This window comes from Pseudomonas sp. AC532, from assembly GCF_979258965.1.
In genome coordinates, this window is sequence record NZ_OZ409888.1 from 4,103,569 (window position 1) to 4,123,743 (window position 20,175).

19 protein-coding genes are annotated in these 20,175 nt (G+C 64.3%); 3 read left to right on the top strand and 16 right to left on the bottom strand.

All coding sequences use genetic code 11. The features are described from left to right. Nucleotides 1-31 precede the first annotated feature (31 nt). From ACZ0AV_RS19065 to ACZ0AV_RS19075, 3 genes are read right to left on the bottom strand one after another with little or no spacing between them, the layout of a single operon-like run. Entirely contained in the window at nucleotides 32-1,702 is a 1,671-nt protein-coding gene (locus ACZ0AV_RS19065) for a phosphoethanolamine transferase (RefSeq protein WP_499152483.1), read from the bottom strand. Between the two features lie 18 nt (nucleotides 1,703-1,720). After that, nucleotides 1,721-2,260 (bottom strand): cytochrome b/b6 domain-containing protein, encoded by a 540-nt coding sequence (locus ACZ0AV_RS19070; protein WP_499152484.1) that lies wholly within the window; start codon nucleotides 2,258-2,260, stop codon nucleotides 1,721-1,723. Continuing rightward, complete coding sequence (locus tag ACZ0AV_RS19075) at nucleotides 2,260-2,526, bottom strand: PepSY domain-containing protein (protein WP_499152485.1); 267 nt, start codon at nucleotides 2,524-2,526, stop codon at nucleotides 2,260-2,262. Before ACZ0AV_RS19075 ends, ACZ0AV_RS19070 begins: the two co-directional genes overlap by 1 nt. Nucleotides 2,527-2,673: 147 nt before the next feature. Between ACZ0AV_RS19075 and ACZ0AV_RS19080 the strand changes: the two genes are divergently transcribed. After that, the gene (locus ACZ0AV_RS19080; protein ID WP_070882330.1) at nucleotides 2,674-3,339 is read left to right on the top strand and encodes a response regulator; all 666 of its coding nucleotides are present in this window, start codon (nucleotides 2,674-2,676) and stop codon (nucleotides 3,337-3,339) included. Beyond that, a complete protein-coding gene (locus tag ACZ0AV_RS19085) occupies nucleotides 3,336-4,685 on the top strand; it encodes an ATP-binding protein (RefSeq protein WP_499152486.1) in 1,350 nt (449 codons plus the stop codon). The genes ACZ0AV_RS19080 and ACZ0AV_RS19085 overlap by 4 nt, the downstream gene beginning before the upstream one ends. Before the next feature lie 60 nt (nucleotides 4,686-4,745). Here ACZ0AV_RS19085 and ACZ0AV_RS19090 read toward each other — a convergent pair whose 3' ends face one another. From ACZ0AV_RS19090 to ACZ0AV_RS19140, 11 genes are all read right to left on the bottom strand, one after another. Then, entirely contained in the window at nucleotides 4,746-6,695 is a 1,950-nt protein-coding gene (locus tag ACZ0AV_RS19090) for a DUF7844 domain-containing protein (protein ID WP_499152487.1), read from the bottom strand. Then, the gene (locus tag ACZ0AV_RS19095; RefSeq protein WP_499152488.1) at nucleotides 6,692-7,012 is read right to left on the bottom strand and encodes a DUF2388 domain-containing protein; all 321 of its coding nucleotides are present in this window, start codon (nucleotides 7,010-7,012) and stop codon (nucleotides 6,692-6,694) included. Before ACZ0AV_RS19095 ends, ACZ0AV_RS19090 begins: the two co-directional genes overlap by 4 nt. Nucleotides 7,013-7,087: 75 nt before the next feature. Continuing rightward, on the bottom strand, nucleotides 7,088-7,405 hold the full coding sequence (locus ACZ0AV_RS19100; RefSeq protein WP_499152489.1) for a DUF2388 domain-containing protein: 318 nt from the start codon (nucleotides 7,403-7,405) through the stop codon (nucleotides 7,088-7,090). A 193-nt stretch (nucleotides 7,406-7,598) separates the two neighbouring features. After that, on the bottom strand, nucleotides 7,599-7,811 hold the full coding sequence (locus ACZ0AV_RS19105; protein ID WP_499152490.1) for a DUF1127 domain-containing protein: 213 nt from the start codon (nucleotides 7,809-7,811) through the stop codon (nucleotides 7,599-7,601). 411 nt (nucleotides 7,812-8,222) lie between these two features. Continuing rightward, a complete protein-coding gene (locus tag ACZ0AV_RS19110) occupies nucleotides 8,223-9,662 on the bottom strand; it encodes an NAD(P)(+) transhydrogenase (Re/Si-specific) subunit beta (RefSeq protein WP_499152491.1) in 1,440 nt (479 codons plus the stop codon). 3 nt (nucleotides 9,663-9,665) lie between these two features. Continuing rightward, complete coding sequence (locus ACZ0AV_RS19115) at nucleotides 9,666-9,992, bottom strand: NAD(P) transhydrogenase subunit alpha part 2 (protein WP_070882185.1); 327 nt, start codon at nucleotides 9,990-9,992, stop codon at nucleotides 9,666-9,668. Between the two features lie 53 nt (nucleotides 9,993-10,045). Further along, nucleotides 10,046-11,167 (bottom strand): Re/Si-specific NAD(P)(+) transhydrogenase subunit alpha, encoded by a 1,122-nt coding sequence (locus ACZ0AV_RS19120; protein ID WP_499152492.1) that lies wholly within the window; start codon nucleotides 11,165-11,167, stop codon nucleotides 10,046-10,048. Between the two features lie 1,142 nt (nucleotides 11,168-12,309). Beyond that, nucleotides 12,310-12,681, bottom strand: a complete 372-nt coding sequence (locus tag ACZ0AV_RS19125) for a hypothetical protein (RefSeq protein ID WP_499152493.1) — start codon at nucleotides 12,679-12,681, stop codon at nucleotides 12,310-12,312. A gap of 26 nt (nucleotides 12,682-12,707) precedes the next feature. Next, nucleotides 12,708-13,517 (bottom strand): putative RNA methyltransferase, encoded by an 810-nt coding sequence (locus ACZ0AV_RS19130; protein WP_499152494.1) that lies wholly within the window; start codon nucleotides 13,515-13,517, stop codon nucleotides 12,708-12,710. Then, nucleotides 13,517-14,659, bottom strand: a complete 1,143-nt coding sequence (gene dapE, locus ACZ0AV_RS19135; protein ID WP_499152495.1) for a succinyl-diaminopimelate desuccinylase — start codon at nucleotides 14,657-14,659, stop codon at nucleotides 13,517-13,519. Before dapE ends, ACZ0AV_RS19130 begins: the two co-directional genes overlap by 1 nt. Nucleotides 14,660-14,931: 272 nt before the next feature. Next, a complete protein-coding gene (locus ACZ0AV_RS19140) occupies nucleotides 14,932-17,529 on the bottom strand; it encodes a glycosyltransferase (protein ID WP_499152496.1) in 2,598 nt (865 codons plus the stop codon). A 228-nt stretch (nucleotides 17,530-17,757) separates the two neighbouring features. Between ACZ0AV_RS19140 and tcdA the strand changes: the two genes are divergently transcribed. Further along, the gene (tcdA, locus tag ACZ0AV_RS19145; protein ID WP_499152497.1) at nucleotides 17,758-18,570 is read left to right on the top strand and encodes a tRNA cyclic N6-threonylcarbamoyladenosine(37) synthase TcdA; all 813 of its coding nucleotides are present in this window, start codon (nucleotides 17,758-17,760) and stop codon (nucleotides 18,568-18,570) included. Here tcdA and ACZ0AV_RS19150 read toward each other — a convergent pair. Further along, the gene (locus ACZ0AV_RS19150) at nucleotides 18,567-18,971 is read right to left on the bottom strand and encodes a SufE family protein (RefSeq protein ID WP_499152498.1); all 405 of its coding nucleotides are present in this window, start codon (nucleotides 18,969-18,971) and stop codon (nucleotides 18,567-18,569) included. The two genes, tcdA and ACZ0AV_RS19150, sit on opposite strands and share 4 nt — an antisense overlap. Further along, complete coding sequence (locus ACZ0AV_RS19155) at nucleotides 18,968-20,173, bottom strand: aminotransferase class V-fold PLP-dependent enzyme (RefSeq protein ID WP_499152499.1); 1,206 nt, start codon at nucleotides 20,171-20,173, stop codon at nucleotides 18,968-18,970. Before ACZ0AV_RS19155 ends, ACZ0AV_RS19150 begins: the two co-directional genes overlap by 4 nt. Between the last annotated feature and the right edge of the window lie 2 nt (nucleotides 20,174-20,175).

Genomic DNA, 20,175 nt, shown 5'->3' on the forward strand with positions numbered 1-20,175 from the left:
CGGCGCCTCGGTTTTACAGACGGCCAGCGGGTCAGCCTTCGCAGCGGGCCTGGGGTTGTTTGAGCAGCATGCTCAGTTGCTGCGGCGGGTGATGGATGAGACCGCCGGGCGTTTCGCAAACCCGCTGGATGAAGTTGTCGGTGAACAGCAGCTTGCCATGCACGAAGTGCTCGTTGGGGCGCAGGTTGGGGTTGTCGATACGCGTACCCAGGCGTGCGGCCAGCCATTTGCCGGCCTCGTAGTGGCTGATCCAGCGTTCCGCCGACAGGCTGGCCATCGTTTCCGGCTGCGCCTCGCGGCCAATGACGATCACCGGCACGTCGCTGACTTCCGGTACCAGGTCGTTGTGGCCCCAGTGGCCACCTTCGCCGAGGCGCTGGCCGTGATCGCCGGTGATGATCAGGTAGCGCTCGCCTTCCAGGCGGTCGAAGTCGGCGACCACCTCGGCCAGCAGGCTGTCTAGGTAATGCACCGAATTGTCATAGGCGTTGCTCTGCCCGTTCGGCCCCTGGTCGACCCAGGGCGCCGGCTGGGCTTCATGGCGATAGTTTTGCGCATAGGGCAGGTGCGCGGTGCGCAGGTTGAGCACCACGAAGTTGCGCTCGGCCCAGCGCTGGTTGTCGAGCACGTCGAGCAGGGCACGATCCTGGCGCTTGAGGAATTGCATCGGGTGGTCTTCCCGGGTGATCGACACGTCCAGGTAGCGGCTGCCCAGGTTGGCCAGCAGCTTGGATTCCTGGGAGGAAATCCAGTGGGTTCGAAAGCCCGCCTGCTTGGCGAAGCGGAACAGGTTGATGTCGCCGGTGCGCAGCAGCGCGTCCTTGCCCGGTTCACGAATCGGGTTGATCAGGTACGGCAGGCTGACGTCGGTGGCCACCCCGGCGGCTATGCCGGGTCGCGCGAAGGCGCTGGGGTGGTCGCGCAGGTAAGCGGCCAGCTTCGGCGTGGTGTCGCGCCCGTAGCCGAATACGCCGAGGCGATCGCTGCGCAGCGAATCGGCGACTACCAGCCAGACGTGTTTCGCCCCGCTCAGGCTCGGGCTCAGTCCGTAGGGGGCGTAGACAGTCGGCGGCAGCTCGACCTCCGGCTTGAAGGCCAGGTGCACGGCCCAGGCAGAGAACACGTTGAGGTTGTTGTGCAGTGCACTGCGGCTGGGGCTGGCAGCGAAGGAGTCGAGGTTGCGGTAGGTGGCGCGGTAAGGCTTGGAGAGTAGCACCACCGCTATCAGCACCAGCGCCCAGCGGCTTTCCGGCAGGCTGACGCGCCCTGGCAGGCGCCAATGCAGGGCCAGCAGCAAACCATAGGGGATGGCCACGCAAAGCAGCACCGGCCAATGCCCCGCGAGGCTGTGCGCGGCGGTTTCGCGTACTTCGCCAGGGTCGTTGAGCAGCGACTGGATGTCGATGGCGGTCAGCGGTTCGCCGAAGAAGCTGATGTTGGCCAGCTGCATCAGTTGCATCACCGCGAACAGCGCCAGGATGCCCAGGCTCAGCCAGCGCAGGTTGCTCAGCCAAAGCCCGAGGCTGAACAGCCAGAGCACGGCGACATAGCCGGCTTCCAGTTCTGCATGGTTGTTGGGCGTGAACAGCTGTTGCAGAAAATCATCGGCGAGCAGCAGCAGGCAGCTGAGGGTGGCCAGGGCCACGAGCGACAACCAGGAGCGCAGCGCTCCCGAGCTAAAACGCGCACGTACGGGCAGCATGGTGGGGTTCCTGAGGTATCAGCGGTCTTCGGAGGGGGCGCGGCGCCTGCCGGTGATCATCGACAGCGGCAGGTTCTCGCGCTGGTGAAGGCTCTCGACCAGTGCGGCAGCCACGTGCAGGGCGACCAGCGCGGCCAGGCCATCGGCCGCCCAGCCATGCAGGGTGAGTGGCCAGTCGACGCCCCACAGCGCGTCCACTTCCTGCATCAGGAAGCCGCTGACGCCCAGCGTGGCGATGGCCGCCATCATCAGCAGCATGACCAGTGCGCCCAGCGGCGAGTGGCCAAGGCGCCGATAGACCCGGCCTTTGCGCAGGTGATCGAGATGCTCGGCCAGGCGTGCGCGGGTCGGCCAGAAGTCTTTCCAGCGCGCGCTGCGCGTACCGACGAAGCCCCATACCAGGCGAATGGCCAGCCAGGCGCAGGCGTAATAGCCCAGCCAGGTGTGCCAGTCGTCACCTTCCTCGGTGAAGAAATAGTTGGCGACGAAGACTCCAGCTATCGACACATGGAACAGCCGGATCAAGGGATCCCAGAGTCGTATCGTCGCCGCGTGCATCAGTCTTCGATCTCGGTCTTGACCGCTTTGCCGGAGACTGGATCGTGGTAGATCTCGACCTTGCGCTTGTCCTTGTCGAAGCCGTAGATCTCGTAGCAGTTGCCTTTGGTGACCTTGAACTTGCTGATCTCGTAACCCTGCTCCTTGAGCTGTGCCTGGAATTTCTCCGGGTCCTGCCAGGTCGAGCGGTCGGCGGTGGTGCATTCGGTGCTGGCCAGGGCCAGAGGGCTGCCGAGCATCAGGGCAAAAAGGGCGATGTAGCGCATGGTGGGACTCTCCTGTGATGGTGAGCATCACCTTGCGATGCGAAGCTTAGGAAAGTCTTAATGGGCAAATGTCGGTAACATCTGCCTCTGCCAATCGTGCTGCGCGCAGCGCATCATGGCGGCCGCCATTCTGACGAGGTGCGTTGCGTGCGTGTCCTGCTGGTTGAAGATGACCGCGCCCTGGCGCGCGGTATCCGGGTCGCCCTGCGAGGCGAAGGTTATACGCTGGACTGGCTGGAGGACGGCGTCGAGGCCGCGCACGCGCTGCGCAGCGAGCAGTTCGACCTGGTGCTGCTCGACCTTGGGCTGCCGCGCCTGGATGGCATGACGCTGCTGCGCCAGTTGCGCGCCCGTACTGAAAACGCCGTGCCGGTGCTGGTGCTAACCGCCCGCGACGCCATGGAAGACCGCATTCAGGGGCTGGATGCGGGGGCCGACGATTACCTGGTCAAACCCTTCGATCCCGAAGAGCTGAAGGCGCGTATCCGCGCCCTGTTGCGGCGCAGCCAGGGGCGCGCGCAGCCGGTGTTGGAGTTCGCCGGGGTGAGCCTTGACCCGGCTACCCAGGAGGTGCGCTATCAGGGCCGCAGCGTGCCGATGACGCCCATGGAATATCAGCTGTTGCACCAGCTGCTGATCCGCCCTGGCGTGGTGGTCACCCGTGAGCGGCTCGCCAACGCCCTTTACGGCTGGCAGGAAAGTGGGCCGGGCAACACCTTGGAAGTGCTGATTCACAACCTGCGCCGCAAATTGTGCAGCGACCTCATCCGCACCGTGCGCGGGGTCGGTTACCTGGTGGAGCGAACGCCATGATTTCCATCCGTACGCGCATTCTCGCGCCGACCATCGCCCTGGTGCTGGCCGGCAGCCTGGCCCTGGTGCTGCTCGCTCTGCGCGACAGCCATCGGCAGACCGAGGCGGTCTATGATGCCCAACTGGTGCAGGCGGCGCGGGTGCTGCAAGGCATGCTGCAACAGCCGGACGGCCAGCCGATCGACTGGCCGTTCGTCAGGCAGGCACTGGACAGCGCCCTTGATCTCTCGGCCGACGGGGTGTTCTCGCACCCCTATGAAATCAACCTGGCGTTCCAGGTGTGGGCCGAGGACGGCACCCTCTTGGTACGCTCAGAGCAGGCTCCCGCGCTGCCTGCTCCGCCAGCGCCAGGCATCCACGATTTCTTCCTCGATGACCAGGAGTGGTGCGGTGTGCTGCTCGAGGACGCCGGGCAGGGGCTGCGCATCTGGGTTGGCGAACGCGAGGACCTGCGCCAGGACCTGATCCACCAGATTCTCCAGCACACGCTGATGCCGACCCTGGTCTGCCTGCCGCTGCTGGCGGCGTTCATCTGGTTGCTGCTGGGCTGGGGCTTGCAGCCGCTGCAGCGCCTGGCCCAGCAGCTGCGCGAGCGCCCTGAACACAGCCTGGAACCGTTGCCGGCCGGCCCGTTGCCGCCGGAGCTGGAGCCGATGCGTCTGGCGCTCGATGACGTGCTCAGCCAGTTGCGCGCGCTGCTGGAGCGGGAGCGGCGTTTTATCGCCGATGCCGCCCACGAGCTGCGCACCCCGCTGGCGATTCTCGATATCCACGTGCGCAACGCGCTGCAGGCCGGTAGCGTGCAGGAGCGCGATGAAGCGTTGTCATTCCTGCAGCAGGGCGTGCACCGCGCCACCCGCATCGCCAGCCAACTGCTGACCATGGCGCGCCTGGAAGCGCCTTCGCAGAGCCTGCAATCCCTTGACCTGACGGCTGTGGTGCGCGAGGAACTGGCCGACCTGGCACCCCTGGCGCTGAACCGGCGCATCGACCTGGCACTCGACGCCGACGAGACCGCGGTGATCCAGGGTGACCGCGGCCTGATCGTGATCATGCTGCAGAACCTGGTCAGCAACGCGCTGAACTTTTCGACCCCCGGCAGCGAGGTGAGCGTGCGCGTGCGCCGTGTCGGCCAGGGTGTGCAACTGCAGGTGGTCGATCAGGGCCCGGGTGTCGAGGAAACACGCCTGCCGCGTCTGGGCGAGCGGTTCCACAGCGCTGGCAATCCCCAAGGCGCAGGGCTTGGGCTGGCCATCGTCGGCACGATCGCGCGCCATCTGGGCGGCTCCATCGGCTTCAGCAACGCCAGCCCCCAGGGGTTTCGTGCCGTGGTGAAATTTCCCTGAGCGCGCTTGCCAGCGCCGCGACACGGCTGGCCTGTCGCCAGCCGGGCCGCCATGGACTGGCTACAGCTGCAGCCCACCACTGGCCTTGTGCAGCGTGCGCAGATGGGCGCCGAGCAGCTTGAGGTTTTCCTCGTTGGCTTCCAGTTCGGCCAGGCGCTGAGGCTCCAGCAGGCGCCGCACTTCCTGGTCGAGGTCAGCGCTGAGCAGGCTCAGTTGCTGCTGGCGATTGCGCGTTTCGCTTTCCAGGCGCTGCCATTCGGCTTGCTGCGGCAGGCCATAGCCGCCCTCGAGCAATTCGGCCGGGCGGCTGAGGAAGCCGGTGTTGGCAAGAATCTGCTCCAGCGCATCGCCGGCCTTGTTCAGGTTCGGGTCCTTGGCGGCGCGGCCAGTCAGGTAGCGCTGCTTGAGCTCGTCCTGAGAGAGCAGCAGCTGACGGCGCATGGCCGCCTGCTCGAGCAGCAGCATGGCGGCACTGGCGCGCAGGTCGGCCTTCTCGAACCACTGGCGGCGTTCACTGGATGGCTGCTCCAGCCAGTCCTCGACGCGCTGCTGGCGGATCGGCAAACGCTGTTGCAAGACCTGGAACATGGCCTGGTAGCGATCGCGGAAGGAGTCGAAGCGGTAACCCAGGCGCAGGGCCTCGCGGGAGTCCTCGAGCATGCTGGCATCGGCCAGGCCACGGGCTTCGAGGACTTCCAGCAGGCCGATTGGGGTGATGCTGTCGAGGTCCTGCAGGCGCGGCAGATCGGTACCGCTGCGCAGTAGCTTGAGGGTTTCCACCGCGCAGTTATTGGACACGAAGAAGTAGTCGCCGTCGTAGCTCCAGTGCTGCTCGACGGCGCGGGCGACCAGTTGTTCGAGCCGCTCGCGGGGCAGCGTCAGCGGCACCGAAGCGAGGCTACGCAGCTCCACCTTGGTGTATTCCTCGATGACCTGGGCCAGGGGCAACACGAACAGGCGCGACGGGTAGGCGCCGGTGAGGCCGTCCCAGCTCGACAGTTGCACATCGCCGACAAAGGCCCGGTAAGACAGCACCAGGTGTTGGTCGAGGTCCAGTCGGCAGTCCGGCCCGCGCGGTCGGCCGGGTGCGCAGATCACCAGGCGCAGCATGCTGTGCCCCCAGCGGCTGGCCATGTTCTGGTTGGCTTCGGCGAGCAGGTAGTCGACCTCGTAAACCCGTTCCGGATCGAGGCTGGCCAGCGCCTGCTTGTCGAAGTCGCGGCCTGCATTGAGGTAGGCGTAGCCGGTGCCGCAGGGCGTGGCGGCAGCCGGAGACCAGCCGAAGTGATCACTGAGCAAGCGCGCCAGGGAAGGGCGGCGGCAGGCGTATTCGGGATCGAGGAGAAAGTACTCCATGTTCACCGCAACGAATTCGCGGGCGTTGCTCAGCTCGTAGATATCCGGGCTGCGTGCCACCTGACCGTTGTGCAGATCGCGTTGCCCACGGCTGCCGACGCGCTGCGGCCAGCCGGCCAGGTCGAGCAGACGGGGGTCATCGCTGAGGGTGAAGCGGCGTTCGGTCTGGCCACGGCATTCGGCCGGCAAACCGACTGCACCCATGCTGCTGTTCTGGCGCTTGCAACGTTGCAGCAGCGTGCGCTGCGCAGTGCCCCAGAAAGCGCCGCGGTCATAAAGGTGTGTCACTTCATGGAGCACGGTGGCCAGCAGCTCGCGGCGCACCGTGCCGTGCGGGCGGCCGGTGGCGGCTTTCGCCGCACTGCCGTCGGCAAGGCCGGGCAGCAGGTTGGCATTGAGCTCTACACCACTGAAGCGGCCAGCACGGCCATAGATCTGCTCGGGAAGCGGCACCCAGCGCACGGTGACCTCGCGATCCACGGCGTCGCGCAGGCGTGGAGGCATCGCCGCCAAGGCTTCGTCGAGCAGGCTTTGGCTGGCTTGGCGTTCGGCGCTGCTGAGCCCCGAGGTGTCCAGGGCAAGTTGAAACTGGGCGTGGCTGGCCGTGCTGACCAACAGGGTCAGCAACAGAAGCCAGCCGCGGGCGGTCATCACAGCGCGAGAATGGCTTCTGCGAGTACCTGATCGGACGCGTTCCGGGCCTCGGGGACCTGGCTGCGCAGCGCGCCAAAGGCGACCTCCAGCTGGGCACCACGGATATCGCCTTCGCTGGCGACGAAGCTGGCGGCGTCGTCGCGAGCCTCGATCACCACTTTCATGTCACGGATCGAGGTGGTGGTGTCCGAGGTGAAGTCGATGGTGCGATCCAGCGCACGGACGATGATGTTGCTGGTGGCCACCAGGGTCTGGGCCTCAACGGCACTGGCGAACAGGGCCAGGGAGGCGGTGGCGGCTAACAACGGACGCTTCATGAACGGTCTCCGAATGGGATTTGATTGGCTGCTTGGACGAGGAACGCCTGCCGCAGTTCCGGCAATGACGAATGGTTAATGCGCGAGGATGGCCTGTGCTAGTTGCGCATCATTGGCCTGCACGTCGGGCATGCGCTCACGGATGTGCTGCAGCGCGGTTTCCAGGTGAACGCCACGCACGGCGCCGTTGGTGGCGACGAAGCTGGCGGCGTCGTCCTTGGCAGCCAGCACCACCTTGTTGTCGACCACCGAAGAGGTCGCATTGATGGTGGTATCGATGGTGCCGGCCAGCGCGTCGACCAGGGTGTCAGTGGTCACCACGAAGCTGCTGGCGGAAGCGCCGGCGGTCAGGCCGAACAGGCTGACGAAGGCAAGAGTGCGAACGAGGGGCATGGGCTGGGTCTCTACGGCTCACGGAAAGGCGCATTCTAACCGCTCCGCGGGCATGCGTAGAAAAACACCTGCACAGTTTGTGTAGCTTTGTTTGCACGCAGGTGACTGTTCGATTAACGCGGCCCCATAACGACAAAACCCCGCTGGCGCTGCATGCCGGCGGGGTTTTGCGGGAGAAGCTCTACGGTCGCGATCAGCGCCAGAACGGTTTGCTCAGTTCGGCGTGACGCTGGCTTTCGCTGATGCCGGCGTCGGCCAGCAGGCGCGGGTCGAGGCGTGCCAGCTGGCGACGGCTGACGATGCGACGCTGCCAAAGGAGCAGGGTGGCCAGCACGTTGAGCGGCAAGCTGGTGGCGGATTTGGACGAGCTGTCGACAAGCAGATCGGAACTGAGGGTACGTTCCATGGTGTGCATCCTTCCGCTTTTGGCGGGATTGGTTAGGTTCTGGTGCCTATTTTCGTCCTCGCGCGGGGTTTGCAGTAGCCACAGCTGCAGTAAATAAGCTGCGTACTAGATAGGTTGCTTCGTAACTGTTGCGTTAATTTAGCTTGCAACTGTACCGGTGTTTGTGGATTTGCCGTGACTCGCGGCGTTTGGCAGTGATTTGCTCTATAAATACTCCTGTTTTTAGCGGTTATATACCGATACAGTTGCAATTGTTTGCAGTCATTACGTTGCTCCCTATTTTGATTTCTTGTGCATTTGGTTTGAAACGCCCTCGGCTGTGCCTGTTGGCAGGGCCTGTGCTAGGAATTGCGGTTGGGCATGAAAAAAGAGGCGAAGGCAGAAGCCCGCCGCCTCTTTGTCGGGAATCGGTCACTCGACCGCTTTGAGCATCTCTTCGATAACCTTCTTGGCGTCACCGAAGACCATCATGGTCTTGTCCAGGTAGAACAATTCGTTGTCCAGGCCGGCATAGCCGCTGGCCATGGAGCGCTTGTTGACGATGATGGTCTTGGCCTTGAAGGCTTCAAGGATCGGCATGCCGGCGATGGGCGATTTGGGGTCGTTCTTCGCCGCCGGGTTGACCACGTCGTTGGCGCCCAGCACGAGCACCACGTCGGCCTGGCCGAACTCGGCGTTGATGTCTTCCATCTCGAACACCTGGTCGTACGGCACTTCTGCTTCTGCCAGTAACACGTTCATGTGCCCTGGCATGCGTCCGGCAACCGGATGGATGGCGTATTTGACCGTCACCCCCTTGTGCGCCAGCTTTTCGGTCAGCTCCTTCAACGCATGTTGCGCGCGGGCCACAGCCAGGCCGTAACCGGGCACGATGATCACGCTGTCGGCGTTACTGAGCAGAAACGCCGCATCGTCGGCCGAGCCGGATTTGACCGGCCGTTGCTCGCCACTGCCCGCGGCGGCTGGGCCGGCGTCGGTCGCACCACCGAAACCGCCGAGAATCACGTTGAAGAACGAGCGGTTCATCGCCTTGCACATGATGTAGGAGAGGATCGCGCCGCTCGAACCGACCAGGCTGCCGGCGATGATCAGCATCGAGTTGTTCAACGAGAAGCCGATACCCGCCGCCGCCCAGCCCGAGTAGCTGTTGAGCATCGAGACCACCACGGGCATGTCGGCGCCGCCGATGGGGATGATGATCAGCACGCCAATGACGAAGGCCAGCGCCACCAGGGCAGCGAACGCGGTCAGGTTGCCGGTGAAGGTGAAGTAGAGGCCCAGTGCGAGGATGGTCAGGCCAACAGCCAGGTTGATCAGGTGCTGGCCGGCGAACTGTACGGGCGCGCCTTGGAACAGGCGGAATCTGTATTTTCCCGACAGCTTGCCAAAGGCGATCACCGATCCGGAAAAAGTGATGGCACCAATCGCTGCACCGAGGAACAGTTCCAGGCGATTACCGTGGGGGATCGGATCGCTGATGGCCGCGACGATGCCCAGCGATTGCGGTTCGACCACCGCGGCGATGGCAATGAACACCGCGGCCAGGCCGATCATGCTGTGCATGAAGGCGACCAGTTCCGGCATCTTGGTCATCTCCACCCGCTTGGCCATGATCGAGCCAGCGGTGCCGCCGACCAGCAGGCCGACAATCACGTAGCCGATACCTTGCGCCGCCAGGTCGCTACCGAGCTTGTAGATCAGGCCGAGGGTGGTGAGCACCGCGATGCTCATGCCGATCATGCCGAAGGCATTGCCGCGCCGTGAGGTGGTCGGGTGCGACAGGCCCTTGAGCGCCTGGATGAAGCATACCGACGCCACGAGGTAGAGGAGGGTGATCAGGTTCATGCTCATCGATTACTTCTCCACCGGTGCGGCAGCCGATGCTGCTTTCGGGGCCTTCTTCTTGAACATTTCCAGCATGCGCCGGGTAACCAGGAAGCCGCCGAACACGTTGACCGCCGCCAGCGCCACGGCCAGGGTGCCCATGGTCTTGCCCAAAGGGGTGACGGTCAGTGCGGCGGCGAGCATGGCGCCGACGATGACGATCGCGGAAATCGCGTTGGTCACCGCCATCAGCGGCGTGTGCAGGGCAGGGGTGACGTTCCATACCACGTGGTAGCCGACATAGATGGCCAGCACGAAGATGATCAGGTTGTAGATACCGTCGGAAATCAGATCCATCGGGAAGATCCTTTTTTGTTGTGATTGGCCCTCTCGCTCAGGAGAGGAGATCATCATTTAGTGGCGCGTTTGATCTCGCCGCCAGTGCACATCAGGCAGGCCGCGACGATGTCGTCTTCCAGGTCGAGGTGGAAGGCGCCGTTCGCATCGATCACCAGCTTGAGAAAGTCGAGCAGGTTGCGCGCATACAGCGCCGAGGCATCGGCGGCGACCAGGGCCGGCAGGTTGCCGTGGCCGACCAGCGTCACGCCGTGCTTGACCACCACCTTGTCCAGCTCGGTCAGTGGGCAGTTGCCGCCCTGAGTCGCGGCCAGGTCGACGACCACCGAGCCGGGCTTCATGTCCGCGACCGTGGCTTCGTGCAGCAGCGTCGGCGCCTTGCGGCCGGGGATCAGTGCAGTGGTGATAACGATGTCGGCCTGCTTTGCGCGTTCGTGCACGGCCCTGGCCTGACGTTCCATCCACGAGGCTGGCATTGGCCGGGCATAACCGCCGACGCCTTCGGCGCATTCGCGCTCCTCATCGGTCTCGAAGGGCACGTCGACGAACTTGGCACCGAGGGATTCGATCTGCTCCTTGACGGCCGGGCGCACGTCGGAGGCCTCGATCACCGCGCCCAGGCGCTTTGCCGTGGCGATGGCCTGTAGGCCGGCGACGCCAGCACCGAGGATCAATACCCGAGCGGCTTTCACCGTACCGGCGGCGGTCATCAGCATCGGCATGAAGCGCGGATAATGGTTGGCCGCCAGCAGCACCGCCTTGTAGCCGGCGATGTTGGCCTGGGACGACAGCACGTCGAGGCTCTGGGCGCGGGACGTGCGCGGCGCCGCCTCCAGCGCGAAGGCGGTGACACCGCGAGCGTTGATGCGCTCGATGGTCTGCGCGCTGAACGGATTGAGCATGCCGACCAGCACGGTGCCGGGTTGCATCAGCGCCAGTTCGCTGTCGTCCGGTGCGACCACCTTGAGCACCAGTGCGGCGGCAAAAGCGGCCGCTGCATCGCCAATGCTGGCGCCGGCGGCTACATAGGCAGCGTCGGTAATGCTGGCGGCAATGCCGGCCCCGTTCTGGACGGTGACCTGGTGGCCCTGGCCGATCAGCTTCTTGATGGTTTCCGGCGTTGCGGCAACCCGCGTCTCGCCTGCATGGGTTTCGAAGGGAACACCAATGTGCACGCTTGCATCTCCTGCGATCGTTGCAGATTCACCCGGGGGCGACGGAGGTACGGTATCGACTAAAGTCGATAGGCCGCATTCTGCAAAGGAAAAGGATCAGTAAGCAATATTCATGGAGCGTTTATTTCGCATGACTACAAGTTATCGGAGATATTGTTATTTTTCATGCAGAACTGTTCGGGTAAATAATACAAGTTGGCTGTCATTGTCTTTTAAGTTGTCGCTATCGTGAATAAATGTCTGAAAAGATGATGAGCTTTTGTAGGGTGTGGTGCGGCGCGATGTCGCACCGTTAAAAATCATTTACGGGGTCATAAAACAGCGTTTTTGAGATTTTTGTAGTCGTTTTTATTGCTCGCTACTGGTTGCCAGAGGTCAGCCTGATTCTTCTGGCAAGAAGTCAGGCTTAGAACCTGTTCACGATTTTCCAGGCGACATAAGAGGCTGCTACAAGGCAGAAGCGGACGATCATTGCTTTGGCTTTGCAGTGTCTCTCTTGCGCAAAAGCAACTGACGACGCCAATCGTCCCTTCAGGAGGCCGAGTGGAATCATCTTGCAGGGGGACGAGCCGCATGGATGCGGCGAGAGGGCTAGGCGCCCCCGCCTGATGGGCCATGGATGGCCCTTCCAGGCCGGCCCCCGAAACGATGATGGAACGAGGGAACCCCGGCGGAGCCGGGGCCGGATGTCGGGACTAGACCTTTTGGTTTCTTTTGGCGGGGCCGGCCATCCGGGCAATGCCAAAAGAAACCCGCTCGACAGAGCGGAACCGAGCGCACAAGCAACTCGGTAATGCTGGCGGACTCATTCTGGAGGAATGGGCTATGCCCATTATTTTCGCGGGCATGGCCCGCTCCCACAGTCGTAGGGTGGACGACGCCTCACCTACGCGGCCCGACCCGTCCACCGATCGCAATGGTGGATGAAAAGAGCGTCATCCACCCTACGTCTGCTATCGCCACTTGGCAGGTAAAGCACTGAAATCGAGCTGAAAGATCGTGAACAGGCTCATGCAACGAGGCGGCAAGAGAGAAGGGGCAGAGGCGGAGCAAGGCAGCGTGTGAGGAAAGGGTGCCAAAGCGCCCAAAGCCGAGGGGTCGACTTTGGGTGGGATGAGGGGATTGGGCGAGGGTAGGGTCGGTCAGCCGGTGCGCCAGGTGATTTCCTGCACACCGTCGGCGCTGATGCGCAGCCATTGATCGGCCTGCTCATCGCTTTCTTCTTCTTCCCAACTGCCCGGTGCGCAGCGAACTTCCACGCCCAGCGCGGCATAGGCCGCCTGGGCGCAGGCCAGGTCGTCGTCCCAGGGGGTGGCGTCGCTTTCCAGGTACAGGCTGTGCCATTTGCCTACCGCCTTGGGCAGCCAGGTCACCGGTACGTCGCCGGCGTGGCATTGGAAGGTCTGGCCTTTCTGCTGCCAGTCGGAGCAAGGGCCAAGGGCCTGGGTCAGCCAGGCGGCAATGGCCTGGTGATCGGCATCCTTCAGGTAGATCTCGATATCCGGTTGGCGCATTTGGATCCTCAATTCGTTCGGGGCGCTCAATGCGCGTCTCGCTCGATCCAATCGTAGCGGATGGCGACGGTCACATCGAAGCTTTCGGCAATCACCGCAGCACGGCGTTCGGCGCTGGCCCGCCAGCCGTGGGGCGTCATCGCCAGTAGATCGGCGCGTGCTTCTGGCGTGTCGAGCAGCAGCGTAAAACTCAGGGTTTCGCTGTGCGTCAGACGCATGCCGGGCGGTATCAGCTCAAGGTGTTTCTGGTCATCGTAATCGCGCACTTCGTCGTAGAGCTTCTGGCGCAGCTCCATCAGGTGATCGCGCGTCGGCCCCATGCGCAGCAGGCCGCCACCCGGAGCGAGCAGGCGTTTGGCTTCCTGCCAGTCCAGCGGGCTGAACACGCTGGCCAGCAACTGGCAGCTGGCGTCGGCCAGCGGCACGCGGGCCATGCTGGCGATCAACCAGTTCAGCTGCGGCGCGCGTTTGCAGGCGCGCTTCACCGCTTCGCGGGAGATATCCAGGGCATAGCCGTCGGCCTCTGGCAGCGCCTCGGCGATCTGCGCGGTGTAATAGCCCTCGCCGCAGCCGATATCCAGCCACTGCTGCGGCGCGTAGCCAGCCGCCAACTGCGCCAGGCGCGCCGCCAGCGGGGCATAGTGCCCGCCATCGAGAAAACGCCGGCGCGCTTCGACCATGGCCGCGTTGTCGCCCGGGTCACGGCTGTTCTTGTGCTGCACCGGCAGTAAATTGAGGTAACCCTGGCGGGCACGGTCGAAGCGGTGGTTGGCCGGGCAGGCCACGCCGTTGTCGACAGCCTGCAGTGGCGCCTGGCAGATCGGGCAACTGAGCATCAGGCGAGCAGCTTGACCAGGGTCTGGTAGTAGATCTCGGTGAGTACATCGAGATCGCTGGCCAGCACACGTTCATTGACCTGGTGGATGGTCGCGTTGACCGGGCCGAGTTCGACCACCTGGGTGCCGAGGGTGGCGATGAAGCGCCCATCCGACGTGCCGCCACTGGTGCTCGGCGTGGTCTCCCTGCCGGTCACGCTGCGGATGCTGGCGCTGACCGCATCGAGCAGGGCACCCGGCTCGGTGAGGAACGGCAGGCCCGACAGCGCCCATTCGATGTGATAGTCCAGCCCGTGCTTGTCGAAGATGGTGTTGACCCGCTGCTGCAGGCCCTCGACCGTCGACTCGGTGGAGAAGCGGAAGTTGAAGACCGCGGTCAGCTCGCCCGGAATCACGTTGGTCGCACCGGTGCCGGCATTCAGGTTGGAGATCTGGAAACTGGTCGGCGGGAAGAACGCGTTGCCTTCGTCCCAGTGCTCGGCCGCCAGTTCGGCGAGGGCAGGGGCGGCCAGGTGAATCGGGTTCTTCGCCAGGTGCGGGTAAGCCACGTGGCCCTGAATGCCGCGCACGGTAAGGGTTGCGCCCAGTGAGCCGCGGCGGCCGTTCTTCACCACGTCGCCCACCAGCGAGGTGCTCGACGGCTCACCGACGATGCACCAGTCCAGGCGCTCGTTGCGCGCGGCGAGGCGTTCGACCACCGCCTTGGTGCCGTGGTGGGCCGGGCCTTCTTCGTCGCTGGTGATCAGGAAGGTAATGCGGCCCTTGTGGTTCGGGTACTCGGCGACGAAGCGCTCGGCGGCGATGATCATCGACGCCAGGCTGCCCTTCATGTCGGCAGCGCCGCGGCCGCAGAGCATGCCCTGTTCGTCGATCAGCGCCTCGAACGGGCCGTGCTGCCAGGCTTGCACCGGGCCGGTGGGCACCACGTCGGTGTGGCCGGCAAAGCACAGCACCGGACCGTCCTGGCTGCCATGGCTGGCCCAGAAATTGTCCACGTCCTCGATGCGCATCGCTTCGATGGAGAAACCCAACGCAGCGAGCCGGCGCATCATCAGTTCCTGGCAGCCTTCATCCAGTGGCGTCACGGATGGCCGACGGATCAGGTCGCAGGCGAGCTCGAGGGTAGGGGACAGGGCCGTCATGGGAACTCCGGTAAAGTCATGCTCGTAAAGCAATGCAGGCGGGAAAGGGCGCATAGCTTAAAGCAAAACGCCCGCGCCTCGTAGGCGTTCAGCCTTTTGGCGCAAGAGGCAAAGGCGCTTCACTCGACCAGATACAAGAGCCGATGCACTGCGCCCCCGAAGCCTGGCGTTGAGCGAAGCGATACCCAGGGATTGTTTGCGCGGTTACCGCTCACCAATCCGAAAAGAAAACGGCGGCCAATTGGCCGCCGTTGGCGTGTCGCTCACCGGAATCAGGCGTTCTCCGCCTCGGTCTGCACCACTGGAATCTCCAGCGGTTTCGGGCTGGACGACAGCAGCGCCATGATCAGCGCAGCCAGGTACGGCAGCGACTGTACCAGCAGCATGATCACCCAGAACTTCACGTCGTAACTGGGCAGGCCCTGCACGATGGCGATGCCCACTGCGGCGCCCCACAACAACAACATGATGAAGACCTCCTCGCGGGCTTCCGCGAGGGCCACCATCAGGCCGTGGCTGGAGCGCATCTTCGGCGTGCGGAAGAACGGAATGCTCTTGGTGAACATGCCGTACAGCACCGCCTTGGCAATGGTGTGCGACAGCGCCAGCCCGGCAACCGCCGCGCAGAACGCATCCTTGAGGTTGACGCCCATTGCCCGCTGGTACAGGAAGATGATCTTGCCGACCTTGAACAGGAACAGCGCCAGCGGCGGGATCGCGAAGATCAGCAGTGGTGGATCGACCCGTTGCGGCACGATGATCATCGCCGCCGACCACAGCAGCGCACCGGCGGTGAAGAAGATGTTCAGGCCGTCGGCGACCCACGGCAGCCAGCCGGCCACGAAGTGATAGCGTTGGCCGCGCTTGAGTTCGCTGCCCTTGCCGGCCAGCAATTCGCGGGCGTGGCCCTTCATGATCTGGATGGCGCCGTAGGCCCAGCGGAAACGCTGCTTTTTAAAGTCGATAAAGGTGTCCGGCATGAGCCCCTTGCCGAAGCTGTCATGGGCATAAGCGGCGGAGTAACCCTTCTCGAACACGCGCAGGCCCAGTTCGGCGTCTTCGCAAATGGTCCAGTCGGCCCATTTCAACTCGTCCATCACGGTACGGCGGATCATGGTCATGGTGCCGTGCTGGATGATCGCGTTGCGGTCGTTGCGCGTCACCATGCCAATGTGGAAGAAGCCCTTGTACTCGGCGTAGCAGAGCTTCTTGAAGGTGCTTTCCTCGCCATCGCGGTAATCCTGTGGCGATTGCACCACAGCGATCGACGGATCGGAGAAGTGCGGCACCATGTACTTGAGCCAGTTGCGATCGACGCAGTAGTCGGAGTCGATCACCGCTACCACTTCGGCATCCGGCGCGGTATGCGGCAGGATGTAGTTCAGCGCGCCGCCCTTGAAGCCGTGCAGCGGCGCCACGTGGAAGAAGCGGAAGCGCGGGCCGAGCTCTTCGCAATAGTCGCGCACCGGCTCCCACACCGCGGGATCCTTGGTGTTGTTGTCGATAATCAGGACTTCGAAATCCGGATAATCGAGGTTTGCCAGGGCGTCGAGGGTCTGTTTGACCATCTCCGGCGGTTCGTTGTAGCACGGCACGTGGATCGATACCTTGGGCCGGTAATGACTGTCGCCGACCACCGGGGTGAACGGCCGCCGTCGCTGCGTCCAGACCGTCTCGGCCAGTTCGTGGGCCTCGGTGAGCAGCACGATGAACACGCCGATGGCGCCAATGCCGAGCAGCACGCCGACCAGCATGCTGAACCAGGTGCTGTACTGCTGGCTGTAGTCGTAGCCGATCCACACCAGCGCCGAGCCGCCGGCGAAGGCGACGAAGGTCAGGAAGGTACGACCGCGCTGGTGCAGGGCGCTGCCATCGATGAGCATCAGCGCCAGCGACAGCAGGGCCATGACCACCGAGGCGACCGCCAGCATGCGCCATTGCGGGATGGCCACGACCGGGCCTTCAAAATTGAACTTGGGGTTGCGGTCCAGGTTGTAGACGCCCCAATAGGCGCCCACGGAACCTTCTTCACCAGCCTTCCAGGGCTGGTCGAAGGCTTCGATGACGAAATAGTTGTAACCCTGGGCGTTGAGGGTGGTAACCAGGGTGCGCAGGTAGATGGCCTGGTCGGCCTGGGTCGCTTCGGCGCCGCCGCGTACCCGGCCATTGCTCGGCCAGCCCACCTCTGAAAGCAGCAGGGGCTTTTTCGGGAACAGCTTCTTGAGGTCCCGGGCGCGGTCCAGGGTGAACTGGGTGGAGTCCTTCATGGGAATGAATTCCCAGTAGGGCAGCACGTGCGCGGCGATCAGGTCCGCATGGTCGGCCAGCTCGGGATACTCATCCCAGATGTGCCACTGTTCGGAGGTGGTAACCGGCACCTTGACCGCCGAGCGGACCCGGTCCATGTAGGCGGTCAGTTGCTTGACGGTGACTTCGCGGCGAAACAGCGCCTCGTTGCCCACCACCACGCGCACCACGCTGCGCGAGTTGTTGGCGATCTCGATGGCCTTGGTGATTTCCCGTTCGTTGCGCTCCTCGTCGGGGCTGATCCACACGCCAAGGGTCACGCGCAGGCCGAATTCCTCGGCGAGCAGGGGGATCTTGTCGAGGGCGCCGTCCACCGAGTAGGTGCGGATGCTGTCGGTCTGCTTGGACAGCAGCTCGAGGTCCGCACGCATTTCCTGGTCGCTGGGGTAGACGCCCGTCTGCGGGCTCTGTCCCTGACGGAACGGCGAGAAGGAGTAACCGGAAATCTGCTCGGGCCAGTCCGGTGCCGTGACGGGACGGTTGTAGAGCGCCCATATGCCGGTGAACAGGGCAGCAATAGCCAGGAAAACAATCAGATTGAGGCCGAACTTGCGCGAAAGCATGCTGTGTCAGGTTCCGAAAGGTGGAACGGGGAGAGGGCCGGCGAGCGCCGGTTGGCGCGCATGCTACTCCGTCGTTGAATGACTGTATAGCACAGCCCGGAGCGACCGTTCGGGTCCATGCGCCGTGAGCGCCACCGCCGCTGGCCAGGCTGGCGCACGGCTGCTCGATGGTGCTTGGGGTGAGCGGCCAGGCTTCCTATAATGCGCGCCGATCTAGAGGGAGACCCCATGTCGTTCGATGAACAGCGTTTCGCCGGAATTGCCCGGCTGTATGGCCGCGAGGGCGCGCAGCGGCTGGCGGCTGCCCACGTGGCCGTGGTCGGCATCGGTGGTGTTGGCTCCTGGGTGGCCGAGGCGCTGGCGCGCTCCGGCGTGGGGGAGATTTCCCTGTTCGACCTCGACGACGTCTGCGTCAGCAACACCAACCGCCAGGCCCACGCGCTGCAAGGCCAGGTCGGCCGCGCCAAGGTCGAGGTGATGGGCGAGCGCTTGCGTGCCATCAACCCGGCCTGTGTGGTGCATGAGGTGGCTGACTTCGTGACCCGCGACACCATGGCCGAGCACATCACCGTCGAGCTCGACGCGGTGGTCGATTGCATCGACAGCGTCGCCGCCAAGGCGGCGCTGATCGCCTGGTGCAAGCGTCGCAAGATCGCCATCATCACTACCGGCGGTGCGGGCGGGCAGATCGATCCGGCGCAGGTGCAGGTGGGTGATCTGAACAAGACCTTCAACGATCCACTGGCGGCCAAGGTGCGTTCCACGCTGCGCCGCGATTACGGCTTCTCGCGCACGCCCGGGCGCAACTACAGCGTGCCCTGCGTGTTTTCCACCGAGCAGCTGCGCTATCCGAGCGCCGATGGTGGCATTTGTTTGAGCAAGGCATTCGTCGGCGAGGGTGTGAAGCTCGACTGCGCCGGTGGTTTTGGCGCGGTGATGATGGTCACCGCGACCTTCGGCATGGTGGCGGCAGCGCGTATCGTCGACAAGCTGGTGGCCGGTGCCCGTCGCCCCTCGGAGCGGCTTGCACCGTCGGTTTAACCCTCTTCGACCAAGCGCCGCATCTGCTGCACCACGGCGTTCATGCCGCTGGCGCGCGAGGGCGACAGTTGCCGGGACAGGCCGAGCCGCTCGAACCAGGCAGCGATATCCAGTGCGGCCAGCTCGGCGGCGCCCAGGCCATTGACCCGCGCCAGCAGCACGGCCAGCAGGCCACGGATCAGCCTGGCGTCGCTGGCGGCGCGAAAGTGCCACTGCCCCTCACGTCGATCACCGATCAACCACACCTGGCTTTCGCAGCCGTGCACGCGATTCGTTTCATTGCGCTCATTCAGCGGCTCGAGGCGCTCGCCCCAGTGCATCAGCAGGCGCGCGCGCTGTTCCCAGCCGGGGCAGGCGCTGAACGCATCGAGGGCTTCCCGGGCCTGGTCCGGCAGGCTCATCGCAGCAGCTCCAGGGCTTTGTCCAGCGCGGCGAAGAAGCGCTGCAGGTCGTTTTCGTCGTTGTAGAGGCCCAGCGAGACTCGAATCGCCCCGTTCACCCCGAGCCGCTTGAGCAACGGCATCGCGCAGTGATGGCCGACCCGCACGGCGATGCCCTGCTCGCTGAGCAGATGAGCGAGGTCGCCGCTGTGCACCCCCTCCACGGTAAAGCAGGCCAGCGCCGCTTGCGGATCGCCGAGCAGGCGCATGCCGTCATGGCGGCGCAGCCCGTCCAGCAGCTTCTGGTGCAGCGCTGCTTCGTGGCGGCTGGCGGCGCTCGCGTCGAGGCCATTGAGATAATCCAGTGCTGCACCGAGGGCAATCACCCCGGCCACGGGCGGCGTGCCGGCTTCCAGGCCGAGCGGCGCCTGGCGAAAGGTCGAGGTGTGGTAATCCGCCTGCTGCACCATCTCGCCGCCGAACTGCCAGTGGTTCAGCCGCTGCAGCGCGTCGCGGCGGCCGTACAGCAGGCCGACGCCATCCGGGCCATACAGCTTGTGGCTGGAGCAGACGTAGAAGTCACAACCCAGCGCCTGCATGTCCTGGCGTGCGTGGACAATGGCCTGGGCGCCATCGACGACGGTCAGCGCGCCCTGATCACGGGCTTGCTGAATCAGCGCCTGCACGGGCTGCCAGCGGCCCAGCACGTTGGACAACTGGCTGACCGCGACGAGCCGCGTGCGCGGGCCAATCAGCGTGGCAGCCTGCTGCGGATCGATATCACCCGCGGGCGTGAGCGGCAGCACGATCAGCGTCAACGCCCTGCGTGCAGCCAGTTGCTGCCAGGGCAGGAGGTTGGCGTGGTGTTCGGCGGCGCTGATGACGATTTCATCACCCGCGCTGAACAGGTGCTCCAGACCATAGGCGAGCAGGTTGAGGGATTCCGTTGCACCGCGGGTGAAGACGATTTCTTCGGCGTTGAGGGCATTCAGCCAGCGGGCGGCCTTTTCACGGGTGCTTTCGAAGGCGCGCGTGGCGCGCTCGCCGGGCATATGCTGGGCGCGGTGCACATTGGCGGCGCCGCCGGCGTAATAGGCCAGCAGAGCATCGAGTACCGCCTGCGGTTTCTGCGCCGTGGCGGCGCTGTCGAGGTAGGTCTGGCCGTCTTTGTCGAGGGCCAGCAGGCCGGGGAAATCGGCGCGCCAGGGGGAAATCAGGGTCATCC

Excerpts from the sequence above, each read along its gene's own strand:
- tcdA (WP_499152497.1), top strand. The coding sequence starts at position 17,758 with ATGTCGTTCGATGAACAGCGTTTCGCCGGAATTGCCCGGCTGTATGGC.
- ACZ0AV_RS19150 (WP_499152498.1), bottom strand. The coding sequence starts at position 18,971 with ATGAGCCTGCCGGACCAGGCCCGGGAAGCCCTCGATGCGTTCAGCGCC.
- ACZ0AV_RS19140 (WP_499152496.1), bottom strand. The coding sequence starts at position 17,529 with ATGCTTTCGCGCAAGTTCGGCCTCAATCTGATTGTTTTCCTGGCTATT.
- dapE (WP_499152495.1), bottom strand. The coding sequence starts at position 14,659 with ATGACGGCCCTGTCCCCTACCCTCGAGCTCGCCTGCGACCTGATCCGT.
- ACZ0AV_RS19100 (WP_499152489.1), bottom strand. The coding sequence starts at position 7,405 with ATGCCCCTCGTTCGCACTCTTGCCTTCGTCAGCCTGTTCGGCCTGACC.
- ACZ0AV_RS19095 (WP_499152488.1), bottom strand. The coding sequence starts at position 7,012 with ATGAAGCGTCCGTTGTTAGCCGCCACCGCCTCCCTGGCCCTGTTCGCC.
- ACZ0AV_RS19110 (WP_499152491.1), bottom strand. The coding sequence starts at position 9,662 with ATGAGCATGAACCTGATCACCCTCCTCTACCTCGTGGCGTCGGTATGC.
- ACZ0AV_RS19155 (WP_499152499.1), bottom strand. The coding sequence starts at position 20,173 with ATGACCCTGATTTCCCCCTGGCGCGCCGATTTCCCCGGCCTGCTGGCC.
- ACZ0AV_RS19075 (WP_499152485.1), bottom strand. The coding sequence starts at position 2,526 with ATGCGCTACATCGCCCTTTTTGCCCTGATGCTCGGCAGCCCTCTGGCC.
- ACZ0AV_RS19085 (WP_499152486.1), top strand. The coding sequence starts at position 3,336 with ATGATTTCCATCCGTACGCGCATTCTCGCGCCGACCATCGCCCTGGTG.
- ACZ0AV_RS19115 (WP_070882185.1), bottom strand. The coding sequence starts at position 9,992 with ATGGATCTGATTTCCGACGGTATCTACAACCTGATCATCTTCGTGCTG.
- ACZ0AV_RS19070 (WP_499152484.1), bottom strand. The coding sequence starts at position 2,260 with ATGCACGCGGCGACGATACGACTCTGGGATCCCTTGATCCGGCTGTTC.
- ACZ0AV_RS19125 (WP_499152493.1), bottom strand. The coding sequence starts at position 12,681 with ATGCGCCAACCGGATATCGAGATCTACCTGAAGGATGCCGATCACCAG.
- ACZ0AV_RS19065 (WP_499152483.1), bottom strand. The coding sequence starts at position 1,702 with ATGCTGCCCGTACGTGCGCGTTTTAGCTCGGGAGCGCTGCGCTCCTGG.
- ACZ0AV_RS19105 (WP_499152490.1), bottom strand. The coding sequence starts at position 7,811 with ATGGAACGTACCCTCAGTTCCGATCTGCTTGTCGACAGCTCGTCCAAA.
- ACZ0AV_RS19130 (WP_499152494.1), bottom strand. The coding sequence starts at position 13,517 with ATGCTCAGTTGCCCGATCTGCCAGGCGCCACTGCAGGCTGTCGACAAC.